General features: G+C 50.7%; 18 protein-coding genes. 17 read left to right on the top strand and 1 reads right to left on the bottom strand.

What is annotated here, in order from left to right:
- The 12 genes from PsW74_RS19780 to PsW74_RS19725 form a co-directional block, all read left to right on the top strand.
- Positions 1 to 905 (top strand): hypothetical protein (locus PsW74_RS19780; RefSeq protein WP_206599947.1); only part of this gene is annotated, 905 nt, incomplete at its 5' end.
- 2 nt (positions 906 to 907) lie between these two features.
- Positions 908 to 1,402: a hypothetical protein gene (locus tag PsW74_RS19775; RefSeq protein ID WP_063287044.1), complete on the top strand. Its 495-nt coding sequence runs from the start codon at positions 908 to 910 to the stop codon at positions 1,400 to 1,402.
- A gap of 75 nt (positions 1,403 to 1,477) precedes the next feature.
- Complete coding sequence (gene tssI / locus PsW74_RS19770; protein WP_063305862.1) at positions 1,478 to 3,571, top strand: type VI secretion system tip protein TssI/VgrG; 2,094 nt, start codon at positions 1,478 to 1,480, stop codon at positions 3,569 to 3,571.
- Positions 3,572 to 3,585: 14 nt separating this feature from the next.
- Positions 3,586 to 3,957 carry a PAAR domain-containing protein gene (locus PsW74_RS19765; protein WP_063287046.1) on the top strand — a complete coding sequence of 124 codons (372 nt, stop codon included), beginning with the start codon at positions 3,586 to 3,588 and terminating at the stop codon, positions 3,955 to 3,957.
- Positions 3,958 to 3,962: 5 nt separating this feature from the next.
- On the top strand, positions 3,963 to 5,021 hold the full coding sequence (locus PsW74_RS19760) for a DUF4123 domain-containing protein (RefSeq protein WP_193775914.1): 1,059 nt from the start codon (positions 3,963 to 3,965) through the stop codon (positions 5,019 to 5,021).
- Positions 5,022 to 5,050: 29 nt separating this feature from the next.
- Positions 5,051 to 5,989 (top strand): hypothetical protein, encoded by a 939-nt coding sequence (locus PsW74_RS19755; RefSeq protein WP_153041666.1) that lies wholly within the window; start codon positions 5,051 to 5,053, stop codon positions 5,987 to 5,989.
- Between the two features lie 26 nt (positions 5,990 to 6,015).
- On the top strand, positions 6,016 to 6,453 hold the full coding sequence (locus tag PsW74_RS19750; protein ID WP_063287049.1) for a hypothetical protein: 438 nt from the start codon (positions 6,016 to 6,018) through the stop codon (positions 6,451 to 6,453).
- Between the two features lie 10 nt (positions 6,454 to 6,463).
- On the top strand, positions 6,464 to 6,892 hold the full coding sequence (locus PsW74_RS19745; protein ID WP_153041667.1) for a hypothetical protein: 429 nt from the start codon (positions 6,464 to 6,466) through the stop codon (positions 6,890 to 6,892).
- Positions 6,889 to 7,392 (top strand): hypothetical protein, encoded by a 504-nt coding sequence (locus tag PsW74_RS19740; protein ID WP_153041668.1) that lies wholly within the window; start codon positions 6,889 to 6,891, stop codon positions 7,390 to 7,392. Before PsW74_RS19745 ends, PsW74_RS19740 begins: the two co-directional genes overlap by 4 nt.
- Positions 7,393 to 7,564: 172 nt before the next feature.
- Positions 7,565 to 7,858: a hypothetical protein gene (locus tag PsW74_RS19735; RefSeq protein WP_153041669.1), complete on the top strand. Its 294-nt coding sequence runs from the start codon at positions 7,565 to 7,567 to the stop codon at positions 7,856 to 7,858.
- Positions 7,859 to 8,116: 258 nt separating this feature from the next.
- Positions 8,117 to 8,617 carry a DnaJ domain-containing protein gene (locus tag PsW74_RS19730; RefSeq protein ID WP_063287064.1) on the top strand — a complete coding sequence of 167 codons (501 nt, stop codon included), beginning with the start codon at positions 8,117 to 8,119 and terminating at the stop codon, positions 8,615 to 8,617.
- Positions 8,614 to 9,204: a hypothetical protein gene (locus tag PsW74_RS19725; protein ID WP_063287053.1), complete on the top strand. Its 591-nt coding sequence runs from the start codon at positions 8,614 to 8,616 to the stop codon at positions 9,202 to 9,204. Before PsW74_RS19730 ends, PsW74_RS19725 begins: the two co-directional genes overlap by 4 nt.
- A gap of 30 nt (positions 9,205 to 9,234) precedes the next feature.
- Here PsW74_RS19725 and PsW74_RS29145 read toward each other — a convergent pair whose 3' ends face one another.
- Positions 9,235 to 9,489 (bottom strand): hypothetical protein, encoded by a 255-nt coding sequence (locus tag PsW74_RS29145; RefSeq protein ID WP_153041670.1) that lies wholly within the window; start codon positions 9,487 to 9,489, stop codon positions 9,235 to 9,237.
- Positions 9,490 to 9,739: 250 nt separating this feature from the next.
- Here PsW74_RS29145 and PsW74_RS19720 point away from each other — a divergent pair, with 250 nt between their 5' ends.
- The 5 genes from PsW74_RS19720 to PsW74_RS19700 all read left to right on the top strand — a co-directional run bounded on the left by PsW74_RS19720 (position 9,740) and on the right by PsW74_RS19700 (position 12,745).
- Positions 9,740 to 10,129, top strand: coding sequence for a hypothetical protein (locus PsW74_RS19720; RefSeq protein ID WP_153041671.1), 390 nt, complete (start codon positions 9,740 to 9,742; stop codon positions 10,127 to 10,129).
- A 250-nt stretch (positions 10,130 to 10,379) separates the two neighbouring features.
- Entirely contained in the window at positions 10,380 to 10,694 is a 315-nt protein-coding gene (locus PsW74_RS19715; protein ID WP_063287065.1) for a metalloregulator ArsR/SmtB family transcription factor, read from the top strand.
- Positions 10,691 to 11,050 carry an SRPBCC domain-containing protein gene (locus PsW74_RS19710; protein WP_063287055.1) on the top strand — a complete coding sequence of 120 codons (360 nt, stop codon included), beginning with the start codon at positions 10,691 to 10,693 and terminating at the stop codon, positions 11,048 to 11,050. Before PsW74_RS19715 ends, PsW74_RS19710 begins: the two co-directional genes overlap by 4 nt.
- A 39-nt stretch (positions 11,051 to 11,089) precedes the next feature.
- A complete protein-coding gene (locus PsW74_RS19705; protein ID WP_206599946.1) occupies positions 11,090 to 11,848 on the top strand; it encodes a dienelactone hydrolase family protein in 759 nt (252 codons plus the stop codon).
- 258 nt (positions 11,849 to 12,106) lie between these two features.
- On the top strand, positions 12,107 to 12,745 hold the full coding sequence (locus tag PsW74_RS19700; RefSeq protein ID WP_082830649.1) for a recombinase family protein: 639 nt from the start codon (positions 12,107 to 12,109) through the stop codon (positions 12,743 to 12,745).
- The last annotated feature ends 11 nt before the right edge of the window (positions 12,746 to 12,756 follow it).

Genomic DNA, 12,756 nt, shown 5'->3' with positions numbered 1-12,756 from the left:
AGGCCAGGGGAACAGCCCCACAAGGAGATATTCTGATGGTCTATCCGCTGGCGGAACAACGTATGGCTGCAGAGCTGATCAATCCACGCCAGGAAGAAGCTGTCGTGATGGATATGGAGCTCTTTGCGCAAGCCGTAGTGGACGCCCATCAAAGCCTTGGAACAACAACCGGCGGTGCTCTGGACTTGGCGAGCCTGCCAGTGCTGCTGCGCGATATGAAGGGTGGTCAGACACTCCTAAAGGAAATTGGTTTGCAGGGGCGCTATTACACAAAGGTAGTGAACGGCAAGACCTATGTGGTGTTTAAGGGATACTCCGCCCTGCGTGAGACCTTGAAGGGTACACGGTATCTGTCCACATCCCCCAAAGTCGTTGCCTTTGGCATAGGCCCGGAGGCACTTAAGTCAGCTGGACGCTCCAACGCAGTCATCATGATCACCTGTTATGTAGTGCTCGATGTGATGCAGTTCATCATGAGTGATGAGCAGCTCTATCACGAACTGTTTGCCAACATCATTACTGATGTTGCTATTGGTACGGTGGCACTGGCTGCCGGGACGTTGGCAGCTGGTTGGTTGGCTGGACTGACTGTGATTGCGCTTCCCGCCCTTGCAGTTGCTGGAGGAGCGATCGTTGTTGGAATGATCGCTGGTATTGCTTTAGCCGAACTCGATAAGGCATTTGGTATCCGGGAAAAACTTGGCCAAGCTCTGCACTGGACAGGTAAGGCAATTGCCCATGGAATTCAGGAGACAGGGCAGATCATTCGTGAAGCACAAGTTTCCATGCGCCAGAAGGTGGAAGAGTTTGAACGCCGCAGCAATAGTTTTTTGTATCGGCTAGAGCGTGAGATCATCTGGCACTTTGGCGGTTCAGATCTGTATAACCAGATCTACCGGAGGTAGCGATGTTTGACTGGTGTTTTGACCGCATTGAGAAATCCGCAAATTGGCTTGCTGCTGATCTCAAACGGACACATGTCGCAATGCTGTTTTTGGATTGTCTGGTTATCTTTCTGTGCTGGATCATCCTCTCTGACATCTTTCTTTTATTCGGACAGACACAGGACCTTCTGATTGTCCCGCGCGGAAAGACCCAATGGGTTCTTGGAGGGCTTTGTCTTCCTGTTCTCCATTTCGCTCTTACACCGTGGGGGCAACGATGGGTCAAGAGCTCGGTTAAAAGCTTTTCGGTCGTGTTCCTAACCGTTGCTGTTGGCGGGGCCTTTCTTGGGGTTGTGCTCACCGACTACGCCCGTACTCAGGCTATCGCAGCTGGATACCGCTCCTGTGACCAAACTTTCCTGAATGACTTCCAGCGTGACGATGAAAAACTGGTTGCTCCCGGTGTGTTGTGTCCGTCGTCTTCCTCTACTGGCAAACCCTATCCGCCACCAGAGTGAGGCCCTAACGAAGCCCGCCAGACCACTCTCAATTCTTATGCTTCCTTTATTTTTTCCTTTGCCAGTGAGTTTGTTATGAATGCTATTGTCCAAATCCCGCAACTCTTCCAGGAACAAGATCTGGCCTTCACCTTTGCCGCTCCTGCGCAGCCCAACGCGGAGTTGTTGGTCACCGGGTTCTCGGCAACAGAGCGCCTCAATGGGCTCACGCAGATCCAGATTGAGCTGGCCAGCCCCGACAATGCGCTGGACTTGCATAGCCTGCTCGATACGCCCGCCACGTTGACCATCCATCATAAATACGAGGGCCTGCGCCATCTCTCTGGGGTAGTCGCCGAGATTGCCCGCGGCAATGAAGGCCATCACCGCACCAGTTACTCGCTGACGCTGCTGCCCAGTCTGCACCGGCTCGCCCATGGCTCTGACTGCCGGATCTTCCAGAAGAAAAGCGTACCTGAGATCGTCAAGATCCTGCTGAAAGAACACGGCGTAGAGGATGTGAAGTGGGATCTGACCGAGCCTCATGAAGCCCGCGAATACTGCGTGCAGTACCGGGAAAGTCACTTAAGCTTTTTAGATCGCATCACGGCAGAAGAAGGCATCTGGTACTACTTCACCTATGGCGCCAATGGCCAGCATACGCTGCAGTTCATTGATAACCCTCAGATTGTCTCGCAGCTACCAGACCAGCCCAAGCTGGAATACAACGCCATGGCAGGCGGGGCTGTCAAAGGCGTCTATTGCAACAGCTTTGTCCTGCGTGAGCAGCTGCGAGCCACCAGCTTCATGCAGCGCGATTACTCCTTCAAGAACCCGCCTTACAACCAGCAACACGCTCATCAGCGCGGTGAAGACAACGGCTCTGCTGGAGACTATGCACTCTATGAATATCCGGGGCGCTACAAGGCAGATGGCGTTGGCAAGCCGTTCACAAAACACCGGCTGGAGGCAGCGCGTGTAGAGGCCACCACGGGCCACGGCGCGACAAATGCTATTCACCTGATGGCCGGACATCAGTTTGCGCTGAACGACCACCCGAACAGTGATTACAACATCAAGTATCATTTGCTCACTGTCTCGCATCAGGGCAGCCAGCCGCAGGCCGTGGCTGAGGAGGCTGGCAGCGGCACCACCACTTACAGCGCCGGCTTTGAGGTTATGCCCGCCCGCCTGCCATACCGGCCCAAACTGCTCAAAAAGCCCTTGGTGGATGGCCCTCAGATCGCTCATGTCACCGGGCCGGAAGGTGAAGAGATTTACTGTGATGAACATGGCCGGGTGAAAGTCTGGTTCCCCTGGGATCGTCATGGCCAGAAGAACGACACTTCCTCCTGCTGGATCCGCGTTTCCTCCAACTGGGCCGGCGCCAGCTGGGGCCATATCGCCATCCCCCGCATCGGCCACGAAGTCATCGTAGACTTCCTCGAAGGCGACCCGGACCAACCCATCATCACGGGACGCACCTACCACAACAACAATCGTACGCCGAACAAGCTTCCAGACTTCAAAACCCGCATGGTCCTGAAGTCAGACAGCCACAAGGCGACAGGGTCCAATGAGCTCCGCTTTGAGGATGAGGGCGGGCAAGAGGAAGTCTGGTTCCACGCCCAGAAGTTCCACAACGGTGTTGTTGAGAACAATGAGACCTGGAAGGTGGGGGCCAACCGCCACAAACGTATCGAAGGATCTCAGTCTGAATCTATAGGCGGATCAAAGGATATTGAGGTGGGCGGAGATCACCGCGAACAGGTGAAGGGGTCAGAACATACTCAAATTGACGGCTCTGCACTCCGCCTTGTCAAGATCAGCGATTTCCTGAAGGTTGTGGGAGATAAGGTTACTCATGTGGTGCGCAATGCAATCACGCTTGTTGACGAGAACTGGCGTTTAGAGGCCAAAGGTAAACAGCATTTTGAGAGTGGAACAACCCACTACATCAATGCAGGGGACGCTGTTGTTATTCAGGCAGGCGCGAGCATAAGCCTGAATGTCGGTGGCAACTTCGTCAAGATCGACAAGGGCGGTGTGCAAATTGAAGGCTCACTTGTAAAAGTGAACTGTGGCGGCTCGCCTTCCAAGGGCTCACCTGTTGCTCCTATGGAGACCATAAAGCCATCCGACTATTCCGGTCCACATGCAGAGCGCTATGGCCGCTCCTACGAGAAATAAGGAGCACATGCGATATGTCTGGAAAACCAGCTGCACGCCTTGGCGATATTGGTTCTGGTCATGGGTGCCACTTCCCGCCAACGCCCGCCATTGGCGGGAGCCCGAATATTATCATCAATAACAGAGCAGCGGTACGTCAAGGCGATGCCTATGCGCCTCATCCCTGCCCTGTATGCCCGTCTCCACCCCATGGCCGTGCCCTGGCCTCTGGTAGTCCGACCGTTCTGTTTAACAACAAGCAAGCTGGACGTGTGGGGGACCCGATAGATTGCGGCGGGGCTGATTCAACGGGATCTGGGGACACACTCATTGGCGGGGCTTCTCCTCCTGGCATGTCGCGTTCACCATTTTGCGAAGCTTGCGAAGACAAAGCCGCTAAGGGGTGAGTATCGTGAGTTTGGAAGACCGTTTTGAGAGCATTACAGCACAGGGCGCAGCTGTAGGAGCAAAGCCCTATCTTGTGCTGGATGCGTCCTGGCAAGATGAGCTTGCAGGTTCTATCCGCAGTAAGGGGGAGGATGGCTGGGAGCCTCTGATGGGCTCTTCTGCTGAGAAAAAGCAGGATGCCCATTATCGCACTCCTCTGCTTGTGGACCTGAAGGTGCATCCTGAGGCACTGACCACATGGCTGGAAGCAGGATTTACGGAAAAGCTTGGTATTATCGTCTTCTCTAGTAAGCCAATTGAGGAGCTTCGTACCTCGCTCAAGCGCTTCATAAGTGTGATTACGCCAGAAAGCGGAAAGCCGGTTTATCTGCGGTTTTATGATGCCCGTGTGCTCTATTGCTTCCTGCGACACGGCTTCCCGGAGCAGTGGAAGGATTTTTTCAAGGGCATTGAACTGATTGCCGCCCCTTACGATTACACCTCAAGCTTTGCCATCTACCGCTTGCGGGAGGATGTTTTGCAAGTCGGCGTTGAGACTGAAGACGGCAAGGATTACCGCTGGTTCACCCATGAAAACAAGGACTGGGCCGTAGACAATTACCGGGCCACATTCCCGTTCCGCCAGATTGAGCAGCGTCAGTATGACGACATGATGTTTTGCGCTCAGCAAAGCTTTTACCATGAGATTGAGCAATTCCTGCGCAAGGCGTTTCCCAAAGAGACAAAAGATGTTCCTCATAAAGAGCTGATTGAGTTTATTGGAGAAGCACAAAAGCACGCAGATAAGCAGGGCTACAATGATGAAACCTGTTTTTTTTACTGGGCCGTTCTCAGCTTTATGGCTGGCCTAACATTTTATGAAATGGATGAGGTTTTAAATGTCTTACAAGATGCAGCTCTGACAAGGGAAACACAACTTGCCGATATAATCTATTTCTCAGGCGTAGAGCAAAACAATCCCAAGCTGATTGAATTTGGTGAATTGATGAGCGTGGAGATTTCGGACAAAGACGACAATAAAGTTAAGATGGGAAAGTGGGACTTTATTGCGCAAAATAGTTAGTTTTACCAAGTACTTTTGTGGGTTTTTCAATGGCAATCAATATTAAAACACCTCCCTTCCACGATACGGTAGCAAGAGCTGCAGAAACTGCCTCAGAGGGAATGAAGATAGCGCGGGGCGTAGTTCGGCCCCCAACATCAAGACCGGGAACAAGAGGAAGAGGCCGCACGACTCGTGATCCTTGGACCGAATTTTTGCGCAACAATGGCAGACGCACTCCCCCCCAAACCACACCTAAATCTCCTAGCCATCCACCAGTTCGAACACGTCGTGATCAGATTATTCCAGAAGGGAAAGAGTTCACAGATTATGATCCAGATGTTGTTGTAAACACACCGACCAGAACAGTAGTGAAAAAGAAAAAACGCAGAAAAAATTGCTGCAAACCAGATCTGTTTGCTAACCAGTGGCTAAGGCGGGGCAACTCCATATATAACAAATTTAACCATAATATAGATTTTAGCGCCAATGACTTTAAACTTGGAATTCCAGGTAGACTGGTAAAAGCACATCGCGGTTTTGCCTACCAGTACTGGATTAACAAAGATTTTTATGAATACAAGGCTACTGGACTTACAGTATCTACCTGGGCGGACGGCTACTTACGGGGACGGTGCTGGCTCGAAGAAGCCAAGTATACAATGGAAAATTCGAAGAAGTATCATACCTATGATATCGGTATTACAGAATTTTACGAAGATTATGATTATGTAAACAACTCGCGCTTGGAAGAACGTGAAAAGCAAAGAATAGCAAACCAGTTCGCTAAATACGGTTCAGTCTGCAATGCGCCTGCTCCAATTGCAGAGGCATGCTGGAATATTTCTTTGAGAGTAGACGTTTCTCAGTCTCATGAGATGGTTTATTTTTATACTCAATTATTAGTCGGGCACGATATTGAGGGAGAGGTACTTTATCGTTCCCCTCCCAACACACCGATGCTCCCTCTTCCCAGCCTCTTTGGATAAATCCCCATTACATTTAGGAAATTACCATGCAGAAACGAGAATATAATGAGTTTCACTATTACCCTGCTCCGGCTTTATTAAGTCATGGCCTTGTAGGTGTGCCACTTTTTGAAAACGTTGAAGACATGAAGCAGCTCCTCAGAGACTACTACGCTATCACAGAAGATTTTTACGAACTTAGTGGCAATATAAACTTCACTATCGAATATGAAAATGGCGGGGAAGTCGAAGAAACAACAGGTTTTCTAACAGTTGAGGCAGATATATTCATTTGCTTTGATAACTTTAGCGTCTACGCATTTGCGAAGTTCATAAAGGCGTTTTTGCAGCGCTTTCCCAGTACAAAATATCTAGCAACGTCTGTAGTAGACTTACATAGCAAACCTCTAGATTTAAGTTTGGATCTGGGAGGTATGATGGATCTGATTGGTGACTACAAGTTTGATGAAGCAGATGAAGAGTAAGGAAAATAAGATGCCAGATCTTTCCTCAGATAAGTTCGCCTGCTCAATCAAGAACGGAAAAATAGGTTACCCGCTCTTCTATAGAGACGGTGATTTCATGGAGTTCATTAAATCACATTATCAATTAAAAGATGATTTCCAATTAGTTCGAGAGTTCATGACGTTTTCAATTGAGTATAATGATGGTTTTGAGTTAACTGAAACGCCAGCCAGCTTCTGTGTCATTCTCGACAAAGAGATTACCTTCGAAGAGATGAGCATTAAAGCTTTTGCAACGTTCATACAGCTTTACCTTAAGACATTTCCCGGACATGAGTTTATAGCAACCTCTGTTGCAGGTCTCCCATTCAAGCAACTCGATCTGTCACTTGAGCTGGATGAAATGATTTGCAGTCTCATTGATTATCCGGATGCCCCCCTTAGGGGAGTGCTAAATTGACAGTTTTCAAGCCGCCCTTGCCTTTGGAAATTTGGATGGCAGTACATGCAAATGCCGATCATTGGCTGGAACAGTTTGACAATCCCAACTTGAGCAAAGAATACGACCATAGCCTTACCTCTGATCGTGAACTTCTCAAATCTTTAGGAAGCTTCCCATCGGAGCGGTGGCAACAGCTGTGCTACGGCGCAGGGTGGACAGCATTGGGAGCTAGCGCTTTGTCCTGGTGCGAAGGAGCATCTTTAGCGCAAGTATTGACGGTCTGGAGCCTTTCATCAGGGGCAACAGCGCCTTCAAAGAGAGAAAAAAGAGCCGCCGTTCTGCTTAACCCCAAACTGCTCCCACCAGCAAAGCTGTCTTCAGTTATTGAAACAGCAAAAACCGGACCATGCGTTTGGTTGCTGCTATATGTGTTCAAGGCAAACGGGGTCGCCATTGAAAAAGATTGGCCAGGGGAGAAACTACGACAGCTAAATAATAACATACGAGCATTGATTTGAGACAGCCTCCTCATCGCAGTCAGATGAATTAGCACTTTTAAAGAAAAAATACCTCCATCGCTCGTCTAATTTTGCAGGTGTCGGGCACGACCCGCACGAAAGCGGATCGCGTCTGATCTTTGCAAATATTTCCCGCCAGAAAGTGGGTGCTGGCTGGACACCGGTTTCAGCCATGGCACTCTCATGGTGTGAGGGCACAACATGGAAAGGCGTGCTGAAGGCGTGGGAAGCCATCAATAATCTTGATCTGGAATCTGATGTGACCAGCCTGTCTGCCCAAATGACCAATCCAAAATTATTACCAGACCCAGACCTGGCGACAGTGCTGAAGCTCGGGCAGTCACCAGGAAGAGCATGGGTCTTGCTATCTGCCTTGCGCCTTCATGACAAACCAGTGCGATTTGATGAGACGCAGGTTTCTCGCAATTCCGTGCACTCCGTGCTCTGGCCGCTCATCGAGCAATGAGTGTCGCTGGGTACTCTTCCCTGACGTTTTGAGCGCAATCAGCTAATTCCTCCCTTCCTTTCTGTCGTTTTGATCTGAAGGCACCGCAGTAGGGCTTGCGCCCTCACGCGAACTAGATCGTCACTCACCTGACCACAATCTTCCTCACCTTTCAGGCTCCGGGAGATCATGGACAGCCTCACTCCTCACCAGCTCCCGCTCACCCGTTTTATTGGCAAGGAAAGTAGAAACGGACCTTCCAGAGACGGAGCAAACACCATGAAAATCTCAGACGCCCTTTCCATCCTCGGACTTTCTTCAGGTGCATCACAAGACGAAATCAAATCCGCCTACAAGGGTGCTGCCAAGAAATACCATCCAGACCTGAATCCGGCTGGGGCTGAGATGATGAAGCTTGTTAATGCAGCCTTTGATGTGCTGCGCGATGCAACCAGCACACAGACCCAAGAGGGCAGCGATTGTAATTACGGCGAAGAACTCAACGCGGCGATCAACGCTATTATTGATCTGGATGGGCTGGAAATTGAAATCTGCGGTGCATGGGTGTGGGTTGGTGGAAATACCCGAGAACATAAAGAAACCCTGAAACAGGCAGGCTTCAAATATGCCAAGAAAAAGCAGAAGTGGAATTATCGCCCGTCCGGATGGAAGTCTCGCAGCCGTGGCACCTATTCAATGGATGATATCAGGGATGCACATGGCAGCACGCGCCCGTCTCGTCCTAGTCGCCGTAACTATGCACTTGGAGCGGCGGCATGACACTGGAAGAAATGGTTTTACCGGTCGCCAGAATGTTGTTTGAGGGGGAGGGGACAATCCTCTCCCAAGGCCATCTTGTCACGGTTGAGGCTCCCATGGGAGCCTTGGTCATCAGCTTTATGAAAGAGCGCGGCCGCATACGAACCAATGCCAGCCTGCGGCATGATTTGGGAGACAGTCACTATTGGCGCAATCTGAAAGAATATGCTCCCTGGGGAGAGCAGCCAGCCTTGCGGCGAACGTTTGCGCTTGACCGGTTTACATCCCATCCTGAGCAAGTCCTGAAGGAGATCAAACGGCACATCACAGAGCCAGCGTTCCCGCTGGCCTTTAAGGTACTGGCGGCGATTGCTGATCATCACGATAAGAAACGCAAGATTGCAGATGCGGTCAATCGGGCAGCTCCGGAAGAGGCGTGTGTGAATATTCACGGCAGGTACAGTTTGCGCAAGGCTATTCAAAGCTTTGATGCGGGTGCTCGCGGTGCTTTCGAGATCCGGCCAGACAGCACTTATTGTGATCTGGAAATTCAACATCTGTCTTTAGAGAAGATGGAACAGCTCATCACCTTCCTGAATGCCTCCTGACGTGGGGAGGCTTTCATCTGCCTTATTGTCTTATTTGGAACTAAGCCGTGCGCAGGCCGGTGCTCTGCGGGATTTGCCGATCCCACGACGCACACTCTCTCCAAAGTCTTCATCTGGGAAAGTATGAAAGCGGCGTGCCCTAGCTTGCAAGCCCTTCGCGGGATCAGCAGATCCCACTTCGAACTTACAATCCAGTTCACTCATGTTTTTAGAAGGGCTGGAAGCTGGCAAGCGATGGCCGCACCCAACACATGCCAGCTTCCAGCAAGCAGCACTACTGATCATTCTTTTCTGTCGTTATGACCTGAGGGGAAGCTTTAAGGGCTCACGCCCTCACGTGACCTAGATCATCGCTCACCTGACCACAATCTTCCTCGCCCTTAGGGCTGCGGGAGACTATGGACAGCCTCTCTTCTCACTAGCTCCCGCACACCTGTTTGTTTGGCAAGGGAAATGAAACGGACCTCATTGAGACGGAATGAACATCATGGTTTTTGCAAGCCGTTCAAGTCTCTTGATCACAAGGGAGCACAACATGAATGCCAAGATCCTCACATTTCCAACAAAGCAGACAGCAATTAACCGCGCTGAAGTCATCTCATTTTCTGAGGTGTTGGAGGCTGCTTGGGATTCTTCATTGGAAGCCACATTGGAGTTTGTCGAACAGAACGGCGATTATTTTGAGGAAGGTGGAGCCCATGTTGTGTTTGCCGATCTCAATGCCCCGTTCGTGCGCCTTCTAAAAGTCAAAGGGGTAGGGGAGGCCATGAGCACAGGAGAATGGAAAGTCTCGCTGCTGCTGGGACTGCCTTACAAATCTCGATGTGTCTATGAAACGGGTTGCAAGGCATTTGTCGAAGAGTTGAAGCTTCGCAATATCTCAGCTCGTGTTGTCACGTTTGCTAAGGATGAAGAGCGTTTTTAGGCGAAACCGTGGTGCTTGAGAATGCCATATATTAGCATCTCTGATCAGGGGGCTCCAAGGCTAACGGTGGCCCCGATAGCCAATGTGCACCAAATTGACTGCAAACATAGATTGTCAGGCTAACCATAGAGATCTGTGTTTGTACAAAAATGACGGTTTATGGAGCGCTTCTGAGGTTGATTATGCAGACAAACGAACGCTGCCTCGAAACATGCTTGTGAATCACATAAGTATCTGCTTATGTGATAGCATGATCAATAATGATATTTTCCGAGCTTTGGCAGACCCGACGCGCCGCGCGATCTACGAGAAGCTGGCAGCGGGGAGCATGAACGCTAGCGCGCTCCGTAAAGGCATGGAGATTAGCCAGCCTGCAATGTCGCAACACCTTTCCGTACTGCGAGGCGCAAAACTCGTAAGAGAAGAACGTCAGGGGCGTTTCGTGAACTACGAGGTCAATCCCGAGGGATTGGTTCTCATCGCTCAATGGCTGGCGAGGTATCGCGCTTATTGGCCAACTCGCATCACAGCTCTTAAAGTCTTACTGAAGGACATGGACCAATGAACGAAGAACAGACCAAGGAGCAAGATGGCGACATCGAGTTGGAGTTTGACTTTGATGATCCACCACAGAAGGTCTGGCGCACTATCAGTATTCCCGAATTTCGAGAAAGGTGGTTGCCAAAGGATATGCTGGCCGACCCCGATGCAATCAGCACCACCTCCGGCCAAGAAGTCCGCTACAGGCTGTGCGATGATAGTCCGCCTTTCCTTGAAAGCACTGTAACATTCATAATCACTCCTAACGCGACAGGTGGAACTCATCTTCGGATCGTCCACGAGCTGACGGACGCGAGGTTCGACCGAATGTCGGAGACTGCCGCCAACAACAACGGTCCGCTACTCATGCTTGCTGCCTGACATGGCGAGTCTTGCCCTACTCGCTCAACAGAAAGTAAAATGATGATTGCAACGCGTGAAATCACCTATGACGTTGACGGCCTGAGCATGATAGCCCATCTGGCGCAGCCGGACAGTCCTGGGCCCTGGCCGGCGGTGTTGATTGGACATGATGGGGTTGGCCTTGACGAGTATCAACGGCAGCGGGCCGACGATCTGGCCGCGCACGGCTATCTAGCTTTGGCGATGGATTATCACGGCGGTGAGGTGTTCTTTAATCGGCCGGATGCGATGCTGGCCCGGGTCATGCCCTTGTTGGCCAATGTTGAACGGATGCAGGCTATCGGCTGTGCCGCGCTTGATATCCTACTCGCGCAACCAGGTGTTGACCCTAATCGCATTGCTGCTCTCGGCTATGGTGCTGGTGGCCAAATCGTGCTCGAACTTGCAAGGATCGGCGTCACGTTCAAAGCCATTGCGGTCGTCCATCCCAGCTTACCAGAACCCATGGCTGAAGACTGGACCGGTGTTACTAGCACCCTCCTTCTGTGTACGGGCTCCGAAGACCCCCTTTGCACCCCTGAGCAAGTTCTGACTTTTGGCCGTGTGCTCCAAGAGGCCGAGGTCGACTGGCGTGTAAACATCTATGGCGGAGCCAAGCACGCTTTCTGGGCGCGTCCGAGAAAGCCGGATGGATCGCTCGCTGAAGGAGCCACTCATACCATGGCCACCGTGGCCGGCATCGGTTATCACCCAAAGCACACGACGCGTGCATGGCAGGCGGTGCTCGATCTATTTAGCGAAACTTTTAAGATTTGAGCGTTGCCGCCCCGCAAAATTTTCCAAAAAAGACCGTTATTGTACGTGTCTATAACAGCCTTGGCTGTTCTGAAAATGCAGGGTTTTTTGGGCTTGATTTTTGCATATGTACAAAAGTATTTCATTTATTTTGTTTTTATACATCGATTTAGTACATGTTGAAACCATAATATATTTAGCAGATACAGTTGGTTAGTTTTCAATTTTTATTGTCGCATCTTTTCAATATTTATGTTTTTGGACAAACAGGCTGCAAAGATGATTTTTGGCTATGTTCGCGTCTCTACTGAAGAGCAGAATCTAAGAATGCAACAGCAAGCTTTGAGCGATGCTGGTTGCGAGGAGATTCTAGCTGACAAGGGGGTGAGGGGCAATGCTGTTGTCAAACCTCAGCTTGCTCGCCTTCTGGATAAAGCCAGAGAGGGAGATACCATTGTCGTTTGGCGGCTGGACCGTCTTTCCCGATCCCTGCAAGACCTTATTGCTTTGATGGAGGATCTGCAGCAGCGTGGTTTGCATCTGCATTCCATTAAGGAACAGGTTGATACCAATAGCCCAGGTGGAATGCTCTACTTTCATATGGTGGGCGCGTTTGTCCAGTTTGAGCGCGATGTAATTCGCGAGCGAACCCGGTCTGGCTTGGAGAGCGCGAAGCTTGCGGGTGTGAAGCTTGGCAGGCCGCAAAAACTAACCGACGAGCAATGGCAAGCTTTAAGATCGCACATAACACCTCACCCAGATAACAAGGGGAGGTGGCAAGGCATCGCGAAAGCTGCAACGCTTGCTGGGGTCAGCAGATCTTCAATCTACCATCGCTTACATTGGAAGCGCAGTCACTCAGAGATAACTAGTGTGGGTTGCTATCAATGCAGCAATTCGCTTGTGACCAAGGGATGAAGCCGCTCGCA

The organism is Pseudovibrio sp. W74 (assembly GCF_001623085.1).
In the GTDB taxonomy this organism is placed as follows: domain Bacteria; phylum Pseudomonadota; class Alphaproteobacteria; order Rhizobiales; family Stappiaceae; genus Pseudovibrio.
Note: the sequence above shows the minus strand (reverse complement) of the source record. Positions and strands in the feature narration are given on the sequence as shown.